The following is a 22,832-nucleotide window of genomic DNA, read 5'->3' on the forward strand; positions in this document are numbered from 1 at the left end:
CACCGCGCCGGCGGAGGACACCCAGGTGTTCGCGGCCGTCGGGACCGAGGAACCGCAGGTCGACGCGCTCACCGGGGAGGCTCCGGCGCGGCCGGCGCCGCGGCGGAAGCAGCGGGACACCGGGATCGCGAAGCCGACGTCGGAAGCCGAGGTCGTCGAAGACCCGGAGCCGGCGGAGCAGGCCGCGGGTTCGAAGGTGCAGAAGCCGTACCTGGTGGCGGGCGCGCTGGTGCTGGTGGCGCTGATCCTGGGCGGGCTGGCGTACTGGTTCCACGCCAAGGAGCAGGAGATCTCCTCGGCGACGAGCAACACGGCGCTGCTGGACGTCGCGAAGACGGCCCAGGTCAAGGACGCGGTGTCGAAGGCGGCCGAGGCGCTGTTCTCCTACGACTACAACAACATCAAGAAGACCGAGGACGCGGCGAACGACCTGCTGGCCAACGACGACGTCAAGAACAAGTACAACTCGCTGATGGGCGAGGTGAAGCGGCTGGCCCCGCAGCAGAAGATGATCGTGACGTGCAAGGTGACGCGCGCGGCGGTGATCATGCTGAACGGCGACCTGGCGAAGGTGATGGTGTTCGTCGACCAGACGTCGACCCGCACGGACACTAAGAAGACGACCGCGGGGACGGCCCAGCTCCACCTGAACGCCCAGCTGCAGGGCGACAAGTGGAAGATCACCGACATGGACACGTACAACGCGCCCAAGGTTCCGGCGGCGCCTTCGCCTGCGCCTTCGCCGTCGAAGTAGGTCAGCTCGCGAATCGGAGGGTTTCCTCGGCCTGCGCGTAGGCGGCGATGGCGACCTCCAGCGCCACCCTCGCTTCGCGGAGCTGATGGCGGACCAGCCCGCCGCGGCGTGCGCAGCTGGGCTCGGGGATGCCACGCATTCGAGCTGGAGAGCTACGGCGGGAGCCGGTGCGCGAACGTCGACCGTCCCGAGGGGCTGTTCGGCACCGGGCTGGTACCGGACACCCTCGACGTGGACGCCACGCTGCGGAAGGTCCTGGATGAGGGCCTGCCGCCGAGGCTGTCCGGCGCGCGGTCGATGGCGATCGGCGGAGTCCCGCACGGCCTCCCGACCGGCCGCGGCACGACGGTCTTCGTCGTCGAGGACGCCTGCGTCCCGGCCGGCCCGATGGCGACGCCGGCGGAGCTGGACCTGCGCGGCTACCCCGTCCACGCCCCCGACGGAGTGGTGGTGGCGTTCCTGCTCGGCACGCTCCTGGCCGGGCAGCGGGACCGGCTCCTGGCCACCGTCCGGGTGAACGATTGAACTCGCCGGAACGACTGACTCACTCCGCGTCGTCTGATAAGTTGACCTGTTGACGCAGAGTGTGCAGGCACTCACGGGGACTTCGGGGAGGAAGTTCTGCAATGCCTGATTTCGCGCGAGAGGTGACGGGGTCGGCGGGCTACCGGGTCCCGGTGGACGACCCGTCGGTGAAGGGCGCCCACGCCCGGGACATGATCGTGCTCCAGGAACGGCTGCGCCAAGCCGACGAGGGAGGCGGTTCGGGTGGCGGGTTCAGGCTGGACGTGGAGCAGATGCAGACCCTGCTGCCCCAGTGGAAGGACCTCCGCGACACCCTCGGCAACCTCCGGGCGAGCGGTGAAGAACTCCGGGCGGTGAGGTCGCCGGCCGACGATGAAGCCAGTAGGGTAAACAACACCGCGGCGAAGACTCACGCCGAGCTGTATCGAAACAGCATCAAGCGGCAGTGGGAATATGCATCGCAGTATGTGCTATCGCTCGAGAAAATGATCGATAGATACCGGCGGGATGATGAATCGTCGGCCGACTCGTTCAACGTCATGGGGACTGATCTATGAAGCGGCGCGAGCTGACCATGGTGCTGTCGGTGGCGGTTCTGTTGACAGGTTGCTCGAGTGGGGTGACCGGCCACGCAACGCCGTCGACGAGCACGCTTACCTCGGTGCCTGCTCCGGGAGGCGATCCGGATGTTCCGAAGGTGGTGCAACCGCTCGACACTGCGCGGTACGAGCAGGACCCGTGTGCCGCACTCACAAAAGACCAGCTCGCCCAACTGCGCATTACGATTTCACCGGAGCCCGATCCGAGCAACCTGGGTCCGGGTTGTGACTGGAACGCGTTTGACGAGGTTGGATTCAGACTGGACTCCAAATTGTTGACCAGTGGCAGCAATCTCGCCAATATCTATAAGCTGCAGAAGCAGGGGGAATGGTCCTACTTCAAGGCTATTGCCGACGTATCGGGGTATCCCGGCGTGCTGGTGGATGACGATAACCCGCCGAAAAACACGTGTCAGTTGATGGTCGGCCTGCGAGACGACCTTGTCTACAGCGTTCAGATATCGGTGAGTCCGGACTCCCAGATCAACGGCGATCCCTGCCCGACCTTGCAGAAGGTCGGCGAGATGGCCGTTTCGACCATGAAGGCCGGTGCGTGATGACCGAATACACCGCGCAGCAGGTCGTCGACTTCCTCAAATCGGGCGATGGCCCCGGCAGCCTCTTCGAGTCGAGCCGGACCGCTGAGGAGATGGCCGCCAAGCACGTCGAAGCCCGGGACATGATGGCCCGCCTCCAGTCCGCCATGAGCGAGGCCTGGACCGGCAACGCCGCGGGCCAGGCCCAGGCCGGGGCGGGGCCGCTGCTCGCCGCGTCCGAAGTCAGCGCGGTGCACCTGAGCGCGGCGCGCGAGGCGCTCGTCACGCAGGGCAGTGACTACGCCGACCTGAAGAACAAGGTCGGGGACGGCCCCGGTCCGCAGCCGGGTGAAGACTTCCTCAGCCGTCACCTGCCGATGCTCACGAACAAGGACGAAGAAATCGCCGGCTGGAACGCCAAGGCTCAGGAGGTCGTCCAGCACTACGGCACGTACTTCGGGCAGAGCGGCGACAACACCGCGGGCCTGCCCAGCGACTACGGAGACCTCACCCTCCCGGCCGGCGGCGCCGACATCGAGCACGCCGGGAAGCCGCCCGCGGTCACGCCACCCGGCGGGCACGACGACCGGACCGCCGGCACGCGCCAGGTCCAGCCGGTCGACCACCGGGAGACCCCGATCCCCGGTCAGGACATCTCCTGGCAGCAGCAGCGCCCCGGCGCGACCGATCCGCACACCACGACCGGGTCCACCGGGCCCGGTCAGAACGACACGACGCACACCTCGGGACTGTCGCCGGTCGCGAGCACCGGCGACAGCCCGAATCGGCCGGGCTATCCGAGCCTCCCCGGCGGCGGCTTCGGCCGGGACGGGGGCTCCGGCGACATCAACGCCCGGCTCGGCACCGGTGTGCCCGGACTGCCGGGTACGGGCGGGCCGGGCACAGGCGGTCCCGGTCGCGTCGGCAGCGGCGGTGAGCCCGGCGGCGGACGCACCGGCACGGGCCCGGGGAGCCCCCGCGGTGGCGGCGGTGAGCCCGGCGGCGGACGCACCGGCACGGGCCCGGGGAGCCCCCGCGGTGGCGTCGGTGAGCCCGGCGGCGGACGCACCGGCACGGGTCCGGGAAGCCCACGCAGCGGGGTCGGTGAGCCCGGCGGCCGCAGCGGTACCGGGCGGTTCGGTGAACCGGGAATGTCGCGCGCCGGCGTGACCGGAGCTGCCGGCAAACCCGGCGCCGGTGGCCTGGGCGGGCCGCTGGGCCGGGGCGAGAAGGAAGAGGACAAGGAGCACAAGCGGCTGGACATCCTCCAGGAGCCCGACCCCGACGAGCTGTTCGGCGGCTTCCCCGACGGGATGAAGCCGGTGCCTCCGACCATCGGCGCCTGATGCCCGTTCGGCACGAAGCCGTCCTCAACGCGCGGAGCGTGCACTGGGCGGCCGAGCGGCTGGGGCTCGTGCTGCCCGCCGTCCTCGCGCCCGAACCGGTGTGGCGCAGCGCGGAGGCGGAGGCCGAACGCGCGGAGGCCGCCCGCGAGGAGCTGGCCGCGGAAGGCCTCCTCGACCGGGACGAGCCCGGGGAGGACCTCGAAGACAGCCTGCGGCTCCTCTGCCGGGCACCAGCCGAGGTGTCCGCGTACGTGCAGACCGAAGAGCTGACCTACCGGCTGCACGCCGCCGCCGGGAAGCGGTCCGGCGCGTTCGCGTGCTACCTCCCGCGTGAAAGCCGGCTTCTGCTGAGCCCGGCACGGCTCGAAGCCCTCGCCACGATCGTGGCCCGCGAACTGCCCGAGCACCCGCCCGCCCGGTCGGTCTCCTATTCGGTCCCGGTCACCGACCTGACCACCGGCGAACCCCACGGCCAAGCGGCCCGCGTCGCGGCGATCTTCGCCCAGGCCCGGTACGCGGGCGGGCAGCTGTCGGTCGGCGTCCGGGACCACCGCGGCCACCGGCGCGGCGAGCCGGTCACCTTCGTGGACACCGAGCAGGGCCGGTGGCTCAGCCATCTTTCGGCGGACGGCCGGTTCGTGACCACGGTCGGCGGTTCCGACGGCGTCCTGGTCGCCAAGCTGGAAGAGCAGCAGCGCGAGCTCGGCTGACGGCTCAGTTCCTGCGGAGGGCGAAGCGTGCTTTGCGGGCGTGCTTGGCGAGCTTGTGGTCCGGGTGCTCCTGGGCGATCACGTCGACCAGGTGAAGCCGGACCGGATGGTCCGCCGCGCCCCGAGTTCGTCCATCGCCGCGAGGTGATCGGTCATGCCCAGGCACATTTCTTCGGCGGTCAGCGTTTCGGCCGCTGTCTCGTCGCGCTCTACCAGCCAGGCCGCGGTGAGCGCACCGGCGATGCCGCCGTTCGCCCGGATGGCCTGCGCGCAGAGAACATCGAGTGGGGCGGTGGCGAGTTCGCCGAGGATCGGTGCGTCGGCACCCTCGGCGCGGAGCATCCGGTTCAGCGCCCGCAAAGCGAGGGGAGTCAAGCGCACGAGCGTCGGGTCGGGTCCGGGGCGGCCGGTCAGCTCGGCGAGCTTGGCCAGCACCAGCCCGCACGCTTCGGCTCATCGAGGAAGCAGGCCGAGCCCCCGTTCGGCGACGCCGTCCAGTTCCGCCACGTAGCGCCGCAGACCGGCCAGGGCTGCGCTGCGCTCGGCGGCGGCCAGTCCCTCGGCCGCAGAAGGCAGGCGCACAGGAGGAAGCTCGGGGAAGTCGTTGGCGTCGAGTTCGCAGTACTCGCACATGCGGACCACTCCGGCAGGCCCGGACTACCCACGTTGGTAATGGCTCCCACCGGGCGGCGTAGGTGAGTCTGGACAGGCCCGGTACGCGACGACGTCGGTGAGGAAACCATGCTCAAGGTGGCTCTGATCGGTGCGGGGCTGATTGCCCGGCTGCACCTGGAAGCCTGGCTCGGCGCCGGGGCCACCGTGCGGGTGCACTCCGACGACGGCCGGGCCGCCGGCCTGGCGGAGGAGTTCGGGGTCACGGCGGCAGGCTCGCTGGCCGAGGCGCTGGACGGCGCCGACGCCGTCGACATCTGCACACCGACCGGCAGCCACCACGAGATCGCCATGGCCGCCATCGCCGCCGGGGTCGGGGTCGTCTGCGAGAAGCCGCTGACCGCGGACGCCGCCGAGGCCGCCGAGATCGTGGCCGCCGCCGAACGGGCCGGGGTGCGCCTCTACCCCGCCCACGACGTGCGGTTCGCCGAGCCCTACGCGCGGCTGCACGAACTCGTCGCGAGCGGGCAGCTGGGGGACGTCGCTCTCGGGCGGTTCTCCTTCTCCGCCTACCACCCGCGGCCCTGGACCGGGACCGCCTCCGCGCGCTCGGGGGGCATCCTCACCGATCAGCTGCTGCACGGCGCCGATCTCGCCCACTGGGTCTTCGGGGACGTCGTCCGGGTGCACGCCTGCTACCAAGGGGACATCGCCACGCCCGCGCCGGAAGGCGCCGTCGCCACCGGGACCGTCGTGCTGACCCACGCCGGCGGGGCCATCAGCCAGGTCGTGAGCCGGTGGACCGCCACCCCGAAGCCGCCCGTGCGGGTGACGTTCCACGTCTCCGGGACCGGCGGGGCCGTCAGCTACGACTCCGAGTGGCCGCAGGAGGTCCGGGTCGTCGACGGCGAAACCACGAACTTCGGCTACTACGGGCCGTCCGTGTTCGCCACCGAGATGCGGGAGTTCGCCACCGCGTTCGCCGGTGGTCCCGAGCCGCGGATCGGGGCGAAGGACGCGCTGGCCGCGGTCCGGATCACCCAGGCCGCCGCCGAGTCCGCGTGGACCGGGCGGGCCGTCGAACTGCCCGTGGAGGGAGCAGCGTGAAGGTCGCCATCCTGTCGTCCGCGCCCGAGGTCTACGCCGAGGGCCTGCGGAACGTCGAAGTCATTGCCACGGCGGGCTGGGACGCGTTCGAGCCGGTTCTGCGGGCGGCCGAGGCGGGCGCCCGGGTGCTGTGCGAATACCCGTCGGCGGCCAAAGAAGCCGACCTGAAAGCCATCGTTGACGCCGGCGGCGACCGGCTCACCTTCGCGTCCCCGGCCTGCCACGGCGAGGCGTTCACCGTGGTGCGCAGGGGAATCGCGGACGGCGGCATCGGGGAACTGACGACGATCCTCGGCTCGCTGGCCACGAATGCGGACGGCGGGGTGCTGGGTGCCGCCGCGCCCCACCTGCTCGACCTGGCGGACGCCGTCCTCGGCGGCGAGCCCGCGCAGCAGGTGTACGCACAGACCAACACCGTCCTCAATGGACACGGCGCGGAAAGCGCGTCGGTGCTCACCGTCCGGTACCGGAGCGGGAAGGTCGCTTCGTTCGACCTCCGCCGGGACCCGGCTGGGACAGACCGGCCTGCCGTCACCTTCATCGGGGACAAGGCGAGCGTGCAGTACGACGCCGGCCCGAAGCTGCTCGACGGCGTCGGCCCCTTCGGTGGGGAGGATCTGGTTTCCCTGCTGCTGAGGGACTTCCTGAGCGAAGGGGACACACCGGGGCCGGACGGCGAGGCTGCGCTGCGGACGTTCCGGATCGTCCAGGCGGCCTACGAATCGGCGCAGACCGGGCAGCCCGTCGACCTGGCCTGAATACGGCTCCACGGGGGCTTCTTTCCTTTCCAGGGAAGGAAGTCCCCGTTTTCGTGCGCCCGCGGAGTGGCCCGGACTGCTCTACCAGAGTGAGGGATGCCGCCTAGGAGTGGCTCGCCTAGCCTGAATCGAGAATGAAGAGACCGGTCTGTGCTCGGAAAACCGGCGAACAGGTGGAGGCCGCGATGAGTGTTACGCAGGTGAAAATCGCGTTGAGCGGTGGACCGGCCGAACTGGCGGCGACGGAACGCAGCGTACTGGCGTCCGCGCTGGACCGCACGCTCAAGATCCGCCACGGGGCCGGCTACGAACACTTTGTGCACGGCGGGGAGTTCGAGGCCGGCGACATCGCGGTCTTCCGGTGGTCGCACCGCACGAAGATCGCCGAATAGCGCCCGAATCCCTCCCGGAAAGGTTTCCATGACCGACGCAATTTCCTTCGAGGAGCCGTGGGCGCGAATCGACAAGTTCGATCCGCCCGCGATATTCGACACCCTCCGCGAAGAACGGCCGCTCGCGAAGATGGTTTATCCGGACGGGCACGTCGGCTGGATCGTTTCCAGCTACGAGCTGGTGCGCGAAGTGCTCAGCGACCCGCGGTTCAGCCACAGCTGCGAGGTCGGCCACTTCCCGGTGACGCACCAGGGCCAGGTCATCCCGACCCACCCGCTGATCCCCGGGATGTTCATCCACATGGACCCCCCGGAGCACACCCGGTACCGCAAGCTGCTGACCGGTGAGTTCACCGTCCGCCGCACGAGCCGGCTCATCCCGCGCGTCGAAGCCGTGGCCGCCGAGCAGATCGAGGTCATGCGCGCGCACGGGGCGCCGGCGGACCTGGTGGCCGACTTCGCCAAGCCGCTCGTCCTGCGGATGCTGGGCGAGCTGGTCGGGCTGCCCTACGCCGAACGCGACCGGTACGTGCCCGCGGTGACGCTCCTGCACGACGCGGAAGCGGACCCGGCGGAGGCGGCGGAAGCGTACGGGCAGGCGCAGGCCTTCTTCGACGAGGTCATCGAGCGGCGGCGTCAGGAGCCGCAGGACGACCTCATCAGCTCCCTCGTCAACGAGGACCTGACCCTGGAAGAGCTGCGCAACATCGTCACCCTGCTGCTGTTCGCGGGCTACGAGACCACGGAAGGTGCGCTGTCCGTCGGCACCTTCGCGCTGCTGCACCACCCGGACCAGCTGGCGAAGCTGCGCGCGGAGCCGGCGAAGCTCGACGCCGCGATCGAGGAACTCCTGCGCTACATCACCGTCAACCAGTACCACACCTACCGCACCGCGCTGGAGGACCTGAAGCTCGACGGCGAGTTGATCAAGGAGGGCGACACGGTCACGGTGTCGCTGCCCGCCGCCAACCGGGACCCGGCCAAGTTCGGCTGTCCCGCGGAGCTGGACCTCGAGCGCGACACCTCCGGGCACGTCGCGTTCGGGTTCGGCATCCACCAGTGCCTCGGCCAGAACCTCGCCCGCATCGAACTCCGGGCCGGCTTCACCGCGCTCCTGCGGGCGTTCCCCGGCCTCCGCCTGGCCGTCCCGGCCGACGAGGTTCCGCTGCGGCTGAAGGGTTCCGTCTTCTCGGTGGAGAAGCTCCCGCTTTCCTGGTGAGCGTTCTTCCCCTCCGAACGTCCGAAAGGATCTGCGGCACGGTGCGCACCGATCTCATCAAGCCACTTCACGTCGCACTCCTGGAGAACGCGACCCGTCATGCCGGCAAGGTCGCCTTCGCCGACGACCACCGGGCGGTCAGCTACGGCGAGCTCGAGGCGCGGACGCGCCGGCTCGCCGGGCACTTGGCCGCTTTGGGCGTCCGGCACGGCGACCGGGTGGCGATCTGCCTCGGCAACCGCGTGTCCACTGTGGAGAGTTACTTCGCGGTGCTGCGCGCGGGCGCCATCGGCGTGCCGCTCAACCCCGGCGCGGCGACGGCCGAGCTGGAGTACCCGCTGGCCGACAGCGGGGCGGTCGCCGTCATCACCGACGCGACGCAGGTGGCGCGGCTGGAGTTCGCGCCGGACGTCCGGCTGCTCGTGACGGGCGACGACGTCCCGGCGGGCGCCCACGCCTACGACGAGCTCGCCGTCAGCGAACCGGCCGAGCCCGCGCCGGACGACCTCGGGCTCGACGAGCCGGCCTGGATGTTCTACACGTCCGGGACGACCGGCCGGCCCAAGGGCGTCCTGTCGACCCAGCGCAACTGCCTCTGGTCCGTCGCTTCCTGCTACGTCCCGTTCCCCGGACTGTCCGACGCGGACCGGGTGCTCTGGCCGCTCCCGCTGTTCCACAGCCTGTCCCACATCGCCTGCGTGCTGTCGGCGACCGTGGTCGGCGCCACCGTGCGGATCGCGGACGGCAGTTCCGCCGACGACGTCATCCGGCTGCTCCGCGCGGAGGACTCGACGTTCCTGGCCGGCGTGCCCACCACCTACCACCACCTGGTGCGGGCCGCCCGGCAGCGCGGGTTCACCGCGCCGGGCCTGCGGATCGGCCTGGCCGGGGGCGCGGTCCTCGGCGCCGGGCTGCGCAGCGAGTTCGAGGAGACCTTCGGCGTTCCGCTGATCGACGCCTACGGCAGCACCGAAACCTGCGGCGCCATCACGATGAACCCGCCGGACGGCGCCCGCGTCGACGGGTCCTGCGGCCGGCCGGTGCCGGGCGTCGGGGTGCGCGTCGTCGACCCCGACACCGGGATAGAGGTTCCCGCCGGCCAGGAGGGCGAGGTCTGGGTCAAGGGGCCGAACGTGATGGTCGGCTACCACAACAGCCCCGAGGCGACGGCCGCGGCGATGCGGGACGGCTGGTTCCGGACCGGCGACCTGGCCCGCCGCGACGACGCCGGGTACTTCACCATCTGCGGCCGGATCAAGGAGCTCATCATCCGGGGCGGGGCCAACATCCACCCCGGCGAGATCGAGGCGGTCCTGCGCACGGCCGACGGCGTCGCCGACGCGGCGGTCGCCGGTGCCCCGCACGACTCGCTCGGCGAGGTGCCGGTCGCGTACGTCATCCCCGCGCCGGCCGGGTTCGATCCCGCGGCGCTGATCGAAAAGTGCCGCGAACAGCTTTCCGCGTACAAGGTGCCGGAGCGGATCATCGAGGTCGCCCACCTCCCGCGGACCGCGTCGGGCAAGATCCGGCGGGGCCTCCTGGCCGGCGAGCCCGGCGAGCTGCGGTACGTCGCGGCCGAACACGCGGAGGAGGCGCGGCAGGCCGACGAGGCCGTCGCGGCGGCGCTGCGGGCGCGCCTGTCCGGTTTGGACGAACGCGGGCAGCGTGAACTTCTGGAAGAGCTCGTCCGCACCCAGGCCGCCGACGTGCTGGGGCAACCCGTCCCGGCCGGACGCGCGTTCCGCGAGCTGGGCTTCACCTCGCTGGCCGTCGTCGAGCTGCGCAACCGGCTGACCGAGCACACCGGGCTCTGGCTGCCCGCGAGCGCCGTCTTCGACCACCCGACGCCGTCGGCGCTGGCCGCCCGCGTCCGGGCCGAGCTGCTCGGGCTGACGCAGGCCGTCGCCGAGCCGGTGGTGGCGGCCGACCCGGACGAGCCGATCGCGATCGTCGGGATGGCCTGCCGGTTGCCGGGCGGGGTCGCTTCGCCGGAAGACCTGTGGCGGCTGGTGGCCGACGGCGTGGACGCCGTTTCCGGCTTCCCCGGCGACCGCGGCTGGGACCTGGACAACCTGATCGACCCCGACCGGGAACGCGCCGGGACGTCCTACGTCGGCCAAGGCGGGTTCCTGCACGACGCCGGGAACTTCGACGCGGGGTTCTTCGGGATCTCGCCGCGGGAAGCCGTCGCGATGGACCCGCAGCAGCGGCTCCTGCTGGAGACGTCGTGGGAGGCCCTGGAAAACGCCGGGGTCGACCCGATCACGTTGAAGGGCACCGACACCGGCGTGTTCTCCGGCCTGATGAACCAGGGCTACGGGGCCGGCGCGGCCGCCCCGGAGCTGGAGGGTTTCGTCACCACCGGCGTGGCGTCGAGCGTCGCGTCCGGGCGCGTGTCGTACGTGCTCGGGCTGGAAGGCCCGGCGGTCACCGTCGACACGGCGTGTTCGTCGTCGCTGGTCGCGATGCACCTGGCCGCGCAGGCCCTGCGGCAGGGCGAGTGCTCGATGGCCCTGGCCGGCGGGGTCACGGTGATGGCGACGCCGGTTTCGTTCGTGGAGTTCTCCCGCCAGCGGGCGCTGGCCCCCGACGGCCGGTGCAAGGCGTTCGCGGCGGCCGCCGACGGCACCGGCTGGTCCGAGGGTGTCGGCGTGGTCGCGCTGGAGCGGCTGTCGGTGGCGCGCGAGCGTGGTCACCGGGTGCTGGCCGTGCTGCGCGGCAGTGCGGTCAACTCCGACGGCGCGTCCAACGGGCTCACCGCCCCGAACGGCCTGTCGCAGCAGCGGGTCATCCGCCGCGCGCTGGCCGCGGCCGGGCTGGCCCCGTCCGAGGTGGACGCCGTCGAGGCGCACGGGACCGGGACGACCCTCGGTGACCCGATCGAGGCGCAGGCGTTGGTGGCGACCTACGGCCAGGAGCGGGAGACGCCGCTGTGGCTCGGCTCGCTGAAGTCGAACATCGGCCACGCGCAGGCGGCCGCCGGCGTCGCCGGGGTCATCAAGATGGTGCAGGCCCTGCGGCACGAGGTGCTGCCGCCGACGCTGCACGTCGACAAACCGACACAAGAGGTGGACTGGTCCGCCGGCGCCGTGGAACTGCTGACGGAAGCCCGCGAGTGGCCGCGGACCGGACGGCCGCGCCGGGCCGGCGTTTCGTCCTTCGGGGTCAGCGGGACCAACGCGCACCTGATCATCGAGGAAGCACCCGCCCGAGAGCCGGTGGCTGCGCCGGACGCCGCGGTGGTGCCGCTGGTGGTGTCGGCGCGGAGCAGGGAAGCGCTGTCCGGGCAGGCCGGGCGGCTGGCGGCCTTCCTCGAAGGCGATGTCTCGCTGACCGAGGTGGCCGGGGCGCTGGTGGCGCGTCGTGCGGTGCTGGACGAACGCGCGGTCGTCGTGGCCGGTTCGCGTGCGGAAGCCGTGGCCGGGCTGCGGGCGCTGAACCCGGCCGGTCCGGCGACGCCGGGCAAGGTCGTGTGGGTGTTCCCCGGGCAGGGGACGCAGTGGGCCGGGATGGGCCGCGAACTGCTGGACGACTCCCCGGTGTTCGCCGCGCGGATCGCCGAGTGCGCGGCCGCGCTGGAACCGTGGATCGACTGGTCGCTCATCGACGTGCTGCGCGGCGAGGGTGACCTGGACCGGGTCGACGTGCTGCAGCCCGCCTGTTTCGCGGTGATGGTGGGGCTGGCCGCGGTGTGGGAGTCCGTGGGCGTGCGCCCGGACGCCGTCGTCGGCCACTCGCAGGGCGAGATCGCCGCCGCGTGCGTGTCGGGTGCGCTGTCGCTGGAAGACGCGGCGAAGGTGGTTGCCCTGCGCAGCCAGGCCATCGCGGCGGAACTGTCCGGCCGCGGCGGGATGGCGTCGGTCGCACTGGGCGAGGACGACGTGCGCTCGTGGCTGGCGGACGGGGTCGAGGTGGCCGCGGTCAACGGCCCGGCGTCCGTGGTGATCGCCGGGGACGCCGACGCCCTCGACGCGACCTTGGAAACCCTGTCCGGTGAAGGAATCCGCGTGCGGCGGGTGGCGGTGGACTACGCGTCCCACACCCGGCACGTCGAAGACATCCGCGACACCCTCGCCGGGACCCTGGCCGGAATCCGCGCGCAGGCGCCGACAGCGCCGTTCTACTCGACCGTCACGAGCGAATGGGTGCGGGACGCCGGCGTGCTGGACGGCGGCTACTGGTACCGCAACCTGCGCAACCAGGTCCGGTTCGGCGCGGCCGCGAGCACCCTGATCGAGCAGGGCCACACGGTGTTCGTCGAGGTCAGCGCGCACCCGGTGACGGTGCAGCCGCTGAGCGAGCTGACCGGGGACGTCGTCGTCGCCGGGACGCTGCGGCGGGACGACGGTGGCCTGCGCCGGCTGCTGACGTCGATGGGCGAGCTGTTCGCCGCCGGCGTCGACGTGGACTGGACTCCGCTCGCGCCCGCCGGTGGCTGGGTCGACCTGCCGACCTACGCCTTCGACCACCGGCACTACTGGCTCGAGCCGGCCGAACCGGCGCCGGCCGGCGACCCGCTGCTGGGCACGATCGTCAGCACGCCCGGTGCGGACCGCCTCACGGCCGTGGCCCGGTGGACGCGCCGGACGCAGCCCTGGGCGGCGGCCGGCCTGGTCCCGAACGCGGCGCTGGTCGAGGCGGCCATCCGGCTCGGCGACCTGGCCGCGACCCCCGTCCTCGCCGAACTGACCATCGACGCGCCCGTGGTGCTGCCGGCCCGCGGTGGCCGGGACGTCCAGCTGCTCGCCGGCGAACCCGGCGAGCGGGGGCGGCGGCCGATCGAGGTCTTCTCCCGCGAGGCGGACGAACCGTGGACGCGGCACGCCCACGGCACCCTGGCCCCTCCCGCCGCCGCCGAGGCGGCCGGCCCGCCGGCGGCGGGAGACGCCACCGACGTCACCGTGGCCGGCCTGCGGGACGCGGACCGGTACGGGATCCACCCCGCGCTGCTGGACGCCGCCGTCCGCACGGTCGTCGGCGACGACCTGCTCGCGTCCACCTGGACCGGGGTGTCCCTGCTGGCCGCCGGGGCCACGGCCGTGACCGTGACACCGACGGCGACCGGCCTGCGGCTGACCGACCCGGCCGGGCAGCCCGTGCTGACCGTCGAATCCGTGCGCGGCACGCCGTTCGCCGCCGAACCGGGGACCACCGACGCGCTCTTCCGCGTCGGCTGGCCGGAAATCCCGCTGCCCGCCGCCACCGATGCCGGCTTCCTGACTTACGAGGCCACGTCGGTCGAGGAGACGCTGGCGGCGCTCCAGGCCTGGCTGGCCGATCCCGCGGAGACCCGGCTGGCCGTGGTCACCGGGGACTGCGCCGAACCCGAAGCGGCCGCGATCTGGGGCCTGGTGCGCTCGGCGCAGTCCGAGCACCCGGGCCGGATCGTGTTGGCCGACCTCGACGACCACGCCGTGCTGCCCGCCGTCGTGGCGAGCGGGGAACCGCAGGTCAGGGTGCGGGACGGCGTCGCGTCGGTGCCCCGGCTGGCCCGGGTCGCGCCCGAGCGGGACGCGCGGCCGCTCGACCCCGAGGGGACCGTGCTGATCACCGGCGGCACCGGCACGCTCGGCGCGCTGACCGCCCGGCACCTCGTCACCACCCACGGCGTCCGGCACCTGGTGCTGGTCAGCCGGCGCGGGGAAGCTCCCGAACTGCAGGAAGAGCTGACCGCGCTGGGCGCCTTCGTCACCGTCGCCGCCGGCGACGTGGCCGACCGGGCGCAGCTCGAAGCCGTGCTGCGGGCGATTCCGGCCGAGCACCCGCTCACCGCCGTGATCCACACCGCCGGCGTCCTCGCCGACGGCGTCATCACCGAGCTGACCCCGGACCGGATCGGCGCTGTGCGGCGGCCGAAGGTCGAAGCCGCCCGGCTGCTGGACGAGCTCACCCGGGACGCCGACCTGGCCGCGTTCGTGCTCTTCTCCTCGGCGGCGGGCGTGCTCGGCAACCCCGGCCAGGGCGGGTACGCGGCGGCCAACGCCGAGCTGGATGCGCTGGCACGCCGGCGGAACAGCTTCGGTCTGCCGGCCGTGTCCATCGCCTGGGGCTACTGGGCGACGGTCAGCGGGATGACCGAACACCTGGGGGCCGCCGACCTGCGGCGCAACCAGCGGATCGGCATGTCCGGCCTGCCCGCGGACGAGGGCATGGCCCTGCTGGACGCCGCCGTCGGCACCGGTGGCGCGCTGGTGGCGGCCAAGTTCGACGTCGCCGCGCTGCGGGCGACGGCGAAGTCCGGCGGCCCGGTCCCGCCGCTGCTGCGTGGCCTGGCGCCGCTGCCGCGCCGGACGGCCGCCCGGACCGCGTCGCTGACCGAGCGCCTGGCCGGGCTGGGCGAGACCGAGCAGGCCGCAACCCTGCTCGACCTCGTCCGGCGGCACGCCGCCGAGGTGCTCGGCCACGCCGGCGTCGAGTCCGTCCACACGGGACGGACGTTCAAGGACGCCGGCTTCGACTCGCTGACCGCGGTGGAACTCCGGAACCGCCTCGCGGCCGCGACCGGGCTCACGCTGTCCCCGGCGATGATCTTCGACTACCCGAAGCCGCCGGCGCTCGCGGAACACCTGCGGACCAAGCTCCTCGGCGACAGCGCACCGCGGCCGGCCGAGATCGGGACCGCCGCGGCGGCCGACGAGCCGATCGCCATCGTGGCCATGGCGTGCCGCTTCCCCGGCGGCGTGCACAGCCCGGAAGACCTGTGGCGGCTGGTGGCCGACGAGGTCGACGCGGTCACCGAGTTCCCCACCGACCGCGGCTGGGACACCGACCGCGTCTACCACGAGGACCCCGACCACGAGGGCACCACGTACGTCCGCCACGGCGCCTTCCTCGACGACGCGGCCGGGTTCGACGCCGCCTTCTTCGGCATCTCGCCGAACGAGGCCCTCGCCATGGACCCGCAGCAGCGGCTGCTGCTGGAGACGTCCTGGGAGCTGTTCGAGCGGGCCGCGATCGACCCGGCCACCCTGGCCGGGCAGGACGTCGGCGTCTTCGCCGGCGTCAACAGCCACGACTACAGCGTGCGGATGCACCGCGCCGCCGGCGTCGAGGGCTTCCGGCTCACCGGCGGCTCGGCCAGCGTCCTCTCCGGTCGCGTCGCCTACCACTTCGGCATGGAAGGCCCGGCCGTCACGGTCGACACGGCCTGCTCGTCTTCGCTGGTGGCGCTGCACATGGCGGTGCAGGCGCTGCAGCGCGGCGAGTGCTCGATGGCCCTGGCCGGCGGCGTGATGGTGATGGGCACGGTCGAGACGTTCGTCGAGTTCTCGCGGCAGCGCGGCCTGGCCCCCGACGGCCGGTGCAAGGCGTTCGCCGACGCCGCGGACGGCACCGGCTGGTCCGAGGGCGTCGGGCTGCTCCTGGTCGAGCGGCTGTCCGAGGCCCGGCGGAAGGGCCACCAGGTGCTGGCCGTGGTCCGCGGGTCCGCGGTCAACTCCGACGGCGCGTCCAACGGCCTGACCGCCCCGAACGGCCCGTCCCAGCAGCGCGTGATCCGCAAGGCACTGGCCGCCGCCGGACTGTCCACTTCGGACGTCGACGCGGTGGAGGCGCACGGCACCGGCACGACCCTCGGCGACCCGATCGAGGCCGAGGCGCTGCTCGCCACCTACGGCCAGGAGCGCGAGCAGCCCCTGTGGCTGGGGTCGGTGAAGTCGAACCTCGGGCACACGCAGGCCGCGGCGGGTGTCGCGGGCGTGATCAAGATGGTCATGGCCATGCGGCACGGCGTGCTGCCCCGGACGCTGCACGTCGACCGGCCGTCGTCCCACGTGGACTGGTCGGCCGGCGCGGTGGAGCTGCTGACCGAGGCCCGCGACTGGAAGCGCCACGGCCACCCGCGCCGCGCGGGCGTGTCCTCGTTCGGCATCGGCGGCACCAACGCGCACGTCGTCCTCGAAGAAGGTCCGGAACCGGCCGCGGTCGTGACGCCGGAGCCGGCCGAGTACCTCGTGCCGGTGCTCCTCTCCGCGCGTTCGGCGGCCGGGCTACGCGGGCAGGCCGCACGGCTCGCCGGCTTCCTCGGCGCTGACGTGCGCGTCCCCGACGTCGCCCACGCCCTGGCCACGACGCGTGCCCAGCTCGACCACCGCGCGGTCGTCCTCGCTTCCGACCGGGAACAGCTTCGCAGCGACCTCGCCGCCTTCGGTTCCGGTGTCGTGTCCGGAAAGCCGGTCGACGGCAAGCTGGCCGTCCTCTTCACCGGCCAGGGCAGCCAGTGGGCCGGCATGGGCCGCGCGCTCGCCGGGACCTTCCCCGTCTTCCGCGACGCCTTCGAGGCGGCCGGCCACGCCGTGGACGCGCACCTCGGCGGACGTCCGTTGCGCGAGGTCGTGTTCACCGACAGCACGTTGCTCGACCAGACGATGTACACGCAGGGCGCACTGTTCGCCGTGGAGACCGCGCTGTTCCGGCTCTTCGAATCCTGGGGCGTGCGGCCGGACCTGCTCGCCGGCCACTCGATCGGCGAACTCGCCGCCGCGCACGTGTCCGGCGTGCTGGACCTGGCCGACGCGGGCGAGCTGGTCGCCGCGCGCGGCCGGCTGATGCAGGCCCTGCCCGCGGGGGGCGCGATGGTCGCCGTCCAGGCGACCGAGGACGAAGCCGCGCCCCTGCTCGGCGCCGCCGTCTGCGTGGCCGCGATCAACGGCCCGGACTCCGTGGTGCTCTCCGGCACCGAAGACGCCGTGCTCGCGGTGGCGGCCGAACTGGCGGGTCGCGGCCGCAAGACCAAGCGGCTGACCGTCAGCCACGCCTTCCACTCACCGCTGATGGAACCGATGCTCGACGAGTTCCGCGCGGTCGCGGAAGGCCTGACCTACCGGGCCGGTTCGATCCCCGTCGTCTCGACGCTGACCGGGCAGCCGGCCGCGCTCGACACGCCGGACTACTGGGTCGGCCAGGTGCGCAACGCCGTGCGGTTCGGCGACGCCGTCACCACGCTGAGCGGCGAGGGCGCGACGACGTACCTGGAGCTCGGCCCGGGCGGCGCGCTCGCCGCCATGGCCCTCGGCACGCTCGGCGGCTCGGAGCAGAGCTGCGTCGCGACCCTGCGCAGGAACGGCGAGGAGGTCCCCGACGTCCTGACCGCGCTCGCCGAACTGCACGTGCGCGGGGTGGCCGTGGACTGGACGGCCGTCCTCGACCGGCCGGTCACGGCGGTCGGGACCGTGCTGCCCACCTACGCCTTCCAGCACCAGCGGTTCTGGGTCGGCACCGGCGAACCGGGGGAGAGCACGCCCCCGGCGGAGCCGGTCGTGGCCCGGCCGGTGGCGGACGTCCTGGAGCTGGTCCGGGAGAGCGCCGCGGTGGTGCTCGGGCACCGGGACGCGGACGCGTTCGACCTCGACCGGTCCTTCAAGGACCACGGGTTCGACTCCCTCAGCGCGGTCAAGCTGCGCAACCGCCTGCGCGACTTCACCGGCGTGGACCTGCCCAGCACGCTGATCTTCGACTACCCGAACCCGGCCGTTCTCGCGGAGCACCTGCGGGCCGAACTGTCCGGCGAGCGTCCGGCGGCGCCGGCGACGGTGACGCGGGACGTCTCCGACGAGCCGATCGCCATCGTCGGCATGAGCACCCGCCTGCCGGGCGGCGCCGACAGCCCCGAAGAACTGTGGAAACTCGTCGCCCAGGGCCGGGACGCGGTGTCCGGCTTCCCGGTCGACCGCGGCTGGGACCTGGACGGCCTCTACCACCCGGACCCCGCCCACCCGGGCACGAGCTATACGCGTTCGGGCGGCTTCCTGCACGACGCGGCCCAGTTCGACGCCGGGCTCTTCGGCATCTCGCCGCGTGAGGCGCTGGCCATGGACCCGCAGCAGCGGCTGCTGCTGGAGACGTCCTGGGAGGCCCTGGAACGCGCGGGCGTCGACCCGCTGTCCGCCCGGGGCAGCGACGTCGGCGTCTTCACCGGGATCGTCCACCACGACTACGTGACGCGGCTGCGCGAAGTGCCCGAGGACGTCCAGGGCTACACCATGACCGGCACGGCTTCGAGCGTCGCGTCCGGCCGGGTGGCCTACGTGTTCGGCTTCGAGGGCCCGGCGGTCACGGTGGACACGGCGTGTTCGTCGTCGCTGGTCGCGATGCACCTCGCGGCGCAGGCGCTGCGGCAGGGCGAGTGCTCGATGGCGCTGGCCGGTGGCGCGACCGTGATGGCCAGCCCGGACGCGTTCCTGGAGTTCTCGCGCCAGCGCGGCCTGTCCGCCGACGGCCGCTGCAAGGCGTACGCCGAAGGCGCGGACGGCACAGGCTGGGCCGAGGGCGTCGGTGTCGTGGTGCTGGAGCGGTTGTCGGTGGCGCGTGAACGCGGCCACCGGGTGCTGGCGGTGTTGCGCGGCAGTGCGGTCAACCAGGATGGCGCGTCGAACGGCCTGACCGCGCCGAACGGGCCGTCGCAGCAGCGGGTGATCCGCGGCGCGCTGGCTTCGGCCGGGCTCGCACCGTCCGATGTGGACGTCGTGGAGGGCCACGGGACCGGGACCGCGCTGGGTGACCCGATCGAGGTCCAGGCGCTGCTGGCCACCTACGGGCAGGAGCGGGACCAGCCGTTGTGGCTCGGCTCGCTGAAGTCCAACATCGGGCACACGCAGGCCGCGGCCGGGGTGGCCGGCGTGATCAAGATGGTCATGGCCATGCGGCACGGCGTCATGCCGGCCACGCTGCACGTTGACGAGCGCACGAGCCAGGTCGACTGGGCCGCGGGCGCGATCGAGGTGCTGACCGAGGCCCGCGAGTGGCCGCGCGACGGCCGTCCGCGCCGGGCGGCGGTGTCCTCCTTCGGGGCCAGCGGCACCAACGCGCACCTGATCATCGAGGAAGGCCCCGCCGAGGAACCCGTGGCGGGCGAAGAGCCGGCCTCCGTGGTGCCGCTGGTGGTGTCCGCGCGCAGCACCGGTTCGCTGGCCGGGCAGGCCGGCCGGCTGGCCGCGTTCCTCGACGACGAGTCGTTGGCCGGAGTGGCCGGGGCCCTGGTGTCGGGGCGCGCGACGCTGACCGAACGCGCGGTCGTCGTCGCGGGCTCGGCCGGCGAGGCCCAGGCCGGGCTGCAGGCGCTGGCCCGCGGCGAGAACGCGCCCGGCGTGGTGACCGGGACCGCGGGCAAGCCGGGCAAGGTCGTCTGGGTGTTCCCCGGCCAGGGTTCGCAGTGGGCCGGGATGGGCCGGGAGCTCCTGGACACCTCGCCGGTGTTCGCCGAGCGGATCGAGGCATGCGCCGCGGCCCTGGAGCAGTGGACCGGCTGGTCGCTGCTCGACGTGCTGCGCGGCGAGGCCGACCTGCTGGACCGGGTCGACGTGGTGCAGCCGGCGAGCTTCGCGATGATGGTCGGCCTCGCCGCGGTGTGGACCTCCCTGGGCGTGGTGCCGGACGCGGTGCTGGGCCACTCGCAGGGCGAGATCGCCGCCGCGTGCGTGTCCGGGGCGTTGTCATTGGACGACGCGGCGAAGGTGGTTGCGTTGCGCAGCCAGGCGATCGCCGCGGAACTGGCCGGCCGCGGGGGCATGGCCTCCGTTGCGTTGAGCGAAGAAGACGCGGCCGCGCGGCTGGTGCCGTGGGCGGACCGGGTCGAGGTGGCCGCGGTCAACAGCCCGTCCTCGGTCGTCGTCGCCGGCGACGCCGAAGCGCTCGACGAGGCCCTGGCCGCGCTGGCCGCCGACGGCGTCCGGGTGCGGCGGGTCGCGGTGGACTACGCCTCGCACACCCGGCACGTCGAGGCCATCGCCGAAACCCTGGACAAGGCCCTGGACGGGATCACCGCGCAGGCGCCGTCGATCCCGTTCTACTCCACCGTCCTCGGTGCGTGGATCGAGCAGGACGTCGTCGACGGCGGCTACTGGTACCGGAACCTGCGCCGTCAGGTGCGGTTCGGCCCGTCGGTGGCCGAGCTGGCCGGGCTCGGGCACACGGTGTTCGTCGAGATCAGCGCCCACCCGGTGCTGGTGCAGCCGCTGAGCGAGATCAGCGACGACGCCGTGGTGACCGGGTCGCTGCGCCGCGACGACGGTGGCCTTCGCCGCCTGCTGGCTTCGGCCGCCGAGCTGTACGTCCGCGGGGTAGCCGTGGACTGGACGGCCGCGGTGCCCGCGGCCGGCTGGGTCGACCTGCCGACGTACGCCTTCGACCGGCGGCACTTCTGGCTTCACGAGGCCGAAACCACCGAGACCGAAGCCGCCGGAGGCGCGGACGGCGAGTTCTGGACGGCGATCGAACAGTCCGATGTGGACAGCCTGGCCGAGCTGCTCGACCTGGTGCCGGAGCAGCGCGGGGCGCTCAGCACCGTGGTGCCCGTGCTCGCGGGGTGGCGGGACCGGCGCCGCGAACGCTCGACCGCGGAGAAGCTGCGGTACCAGGTCACCTGGCAGCCCCTGGAGCGTGACGTCGCCGGGGTGCCGGGCGGCCGCTGGCTGGCCGTCGTCCCGGCCGGCACCGCCGACGCGCTGCTGACCGAGCTGACCGGCCAGGGACTCGACGTCGTCCGGCTGGAGATCGAGGAAGCTTCGCGGGCGCACCTTGCCGAGCGGTTGCGCGGTGTCCTGGCGGAGCACGACCTCACCGGGGTGCTGTCGCTGCTCGCGCTCGACGGCGGCCCGGCGGACGCCACCGAGATCACCGCTTCGACGCTCGCGCTGGTCCAGGCCCTGGGCGACACGAACGTCGCTGCGCCCCTGTGGTGCCTCACCTCCGGCGCGGTCAACATCGGCATCCAGGACGCCGTCACCGCACCGGCCCAGGCGGCCGTCTGGGGGCTCGGCCGCGCGGTCGCGCTGGAGCGCCTCGACCGGTGGGGCGGCCTGGCCGACCTGCCCGCGGCGATCGACGCGCGCACGGCTCAGGCCCTGCTCGGCGTGCTGAACGGCACCGGCGGGGAGGATCAGCTCGCGGTCCGGCGCTCCGGCGTCTACAGCAGGCGGCTGGTCCGCAAGCCGGTGGCGGAGTCCGCAACGGGCAAGTGGGAACCCCGTGGCACGGTCCTGGTCACCGGCGGTGCCGAAGGGCTCGGGCGGCACGCCTCAGTCTGGCTCGCGAACGCCGGCGTCGAACGGCTCATCGTCACCGGCACCGACGGCGGCGACGAACTGAAGGCCGAGCTGGCCGAGCTCGGCACGACGGTCGACTTCTGCGCCGGCACCGACCGGGACGCGATCGCCGCGCTGGTGGCGGACGCGGAGGTCACCGCCGTGGTGCACGCCGCGGACATCGCGCAGACCAGCTCCGTCGACGACACCGGGCCGGCCGACCTCGACGAGGTGTTCACCGCCAAGGTGACCACCGCGGTGTGGCTGGACCAGCTCTTCGAGGACACCCCGCTCGACGCCTTCGTCGTGTTCTCCTCGATCGCCGGCATCTGGGGCGGTGGCGGGCAGGGCCCGGCGGGCGCGGCGAACGCCGTGCTCGACGCCCTGGTGGAGTGGCGCCGGGCCCGCGGCCTCAAGGCGACGTCGATCGCCTGGGGCGCCCTCGACCAGATCGGCATCGGCATGGACGAGGCCGCCCTCGCCCAGCTGCGCCGCCGCGGGGTCATCCCGATGGCGCCGCCGCTGGCCGTCACCGCGATGGTGCAGGCCGTTGCGGGCAACGAGAAGGCCGTGGCGGTGGCCGACATGGACTGGGGTGCCTTCATCCCGGCGTTCACGTCGGTCCGGCCCAGCCCGCTGTTCGCCGACCTGCCCGAGGCGAAGGCGATCCTGCAGGCCACTCAGGGCGACAGCGAAGACGGCGACACGGCGTCGTCGCTCGCAGACTCGCTGCGGGCGGTCCCGGACGCCGAGCAGAACCGCATCCTGCTGAAGCTGGTCCGCGGGCACGCCTCGACCGTCCTCGGCCACAGCGGCGCCGAGGGCATCGGCCCGCGGCAGGCGTTCCAGGAGGTCGGCTTCGACTCCCTGGCCGCGGTCAACCTCCGCAACAGCCTGCACGCGGCCACCGGGCTGCGGCTGCCCGCGACGCTGATCTTCGACTACCCGACGCCGGAGGCGCTGGTCGGCTACCTGCGCGTCGAGCTCCTCCGGGAGGCCGACGACGGCCTGGAGGGGCGCGAAGACGACCTCCGGCGGGTCCTCGCGGCCGTGCCGTTCGCCCGGTTCAAGGAGGCGGGCGTGCTGGACACCCTGCTCGGCCTGGCCGACACCGGCACCGACGTGGAAACGGCGGCGGAGGCCCCCGAACCGGCCGCCGACGACGCAGAACTGATCGACGCACTGGACATCTCCGGTCTCGTGCAACGGGCCCTCGGGCAGACGAGCTGACCGCCGATGGCGAACGAATCGTGGA

The 22,832-nt window shown here is 73.0% G+C and carries 13 protein-coding genes; 11 read left to right on the forward strand and 2 right to left on the reverse strand.

The window, feature by feature from the left end:
• From C2L59_RS17820 to C2L59_RS17845, 6 genes are all read left to right on the forward strand, one after another.
• The coding region (locus tag C2L59_RS17820; protein WP_233223539.1) for a hypothetical protein at nt 1-754 on the forward strand (754 nt) is incomplete at its 5' end.
• A gap of 108 nt (nt 755-862) precedes the next feature.
• Entirely contained in the window at nt 863-1,279 is a 417-nt protein-coding gene (locus C2L59_RS17825) for a hypothetical protein (RefSeq protein WP_103350644.1), read from the forward strand.
• A gap of 101 nt (nt 1,280-1,380) precedes the next feature.
• A complete protein-coding gene (locus C2L59_RS17830; protein ID WP_103350645.1) occupies nt 1,381-1,836 on the forward strand; it encodes a hypothetical protein in 456 nt (151 codons plus the stop codon).
• Complete coding sequence (locus C2L59_RS17835) at nt 1,833-2,435, forward strand: DUF3558 domain-containing protein (protein ID WP_103350646.1); 603 nt, start codon at nt 1,833-1,835, stop codon at nt 2,433-2,435. Before C2L59_RS17830 ends, C2L59_RS17835 begins: the two co-directional genes overlap by 4 nt.
• Complete coding sequence (locus C2L59_RS17840) at nt 2,435-3,760, forward strand: hypothetical protein (RefSeq protein WP_103350647.1); 1,326 nt, start codon at nt 2,435-2,437, stop codon at nt 3,758-3,760. The genes C2L59_RS17835 and C2L59_RS17840 overlap by 1 nt, the downstream gene beginning before the upstream one ends.
• A complete protein-coding gene (locus tag C2L59_RS17845) occupies nt 3,760-4,470 on the forward strand; it encodes an ESX secretion-associated protein EspG (RefSeq protein WP_103350648.1) in 711 nt (236 codons plus the stop codon). The genes C2L59_RS17840 and C2L59_RS17845 overlap by 1 nt, the downstream gene beginning before the upstream one ends.
• Before the next feature lie 78 nt (nt 4,471-4,548).
• Here C2L59_RS17845 and C2L59_RS49000 read toward each other — a convergent pair whose 3' ends face one another.
• Nucleotides 4,549-4,905: a hypothetical protein gene (locus tag C2L59_RS49000; protein ID WP_233223540.1), complete on the reverse strand. Its 357-nt coding sequence runs from the start codon at nt 4,903-4,905 to the stop codon at nt 4,549-4,551.
• Nucleotides 4,906-4,923: 18 nt separating this feature from the next.
• Nucleotides 4,924-5,103 (reverse strand): hypothetical protein, encoded by a 180-nt coding sequence (locus tag C2L59_RS49005; RefSeq protein ID WP_233223541.1) that lies wholly within the window; start codon nt 5,101-5,103, stop codon nt 4,924-4,926.
• A 108-nt stretch (nt 5,104-5,211) separates the two neighbouring features.
• Between C2L59_RS49005 and C2L59_RS17855 the strand changes: the two genes are divergently transcribed.
• From C2L59_RS17855 to C2L59_RS17875, 5 genes are all read left to right on the forward strand, one after another.
• Nucleotides 5,212-6,189 carry a Gfo/Idh/MocA family protein gene (locus C2L59_RS17855; protein WP_103350649.1) on the forward strand — a complete coding sequence of 326 codons (978 nt, stop codon included), beginning with the start codon at nt 5,212-5,214 and terminating at the stop codon, nt 6,187-6,189.
• Nucleotides 6,186-6,947, forward strand: a complete 762-nt coding sequence (locus C2L59_RS17860; RefSeq protein ID WP_103350650.1) for a Gfo/Idh/MocA family protein — start codon at nt 6,186-6,188, stop codon at nt 6,945-6,947. Before C2L59_RS17855 ends, C2L59_RS17860 begins: the two co-directional genes overlap by 4 nt.
• A 185-nt stretch (nt 6,948-7,132) precedes the next feature.
• Nucleotides 7,133-7,339, forward strand: a complete 207-nt coding sequence (locus tag C2L59_RS17865; RefSeq protein WP_233223542.1) for a DUF5988 family protein — start codon at nt 7,133-7,135, stop codon at nt 7,337-7,339.
• 28 nt (nt 7,340-7,367) lie between these two features.
• On the forward strand, nt 7,368-8,558 hold the full coding sequence (locus C2L59_RS17870; protein WP_103350652.1) for a cytochrome P450: 1,191 nt from the start codon (nt 7,368-7,370) through the stop codon (nt 8,556-8,558).
• Between the two features lie 41 nt (nt 8,559-8,599).
• On the forward strand, nt 8,600-22,807 hold the full coding sequence (locus C2L59_RS17875; RefSeq protein WP_103350653.1) for a type I polyketide synthase: 14,208 nt from the start codon (nt 8,600-8,602) through the stop codon (nt 22,805-22,807).
• The last annotated feature ends 25 nt before the right edge of the window (nt 22,808-22,832 follow it).

It is taken from the genome of Amycolatopsis sp. CA-128772 (assembly GCF_002904295.1).
Classification (GTDB): Bacteria; Actinomycetota; Actinomycetes; order Mycobacteriales; family Pseudonocardiaceae; genus Amycolatopsis.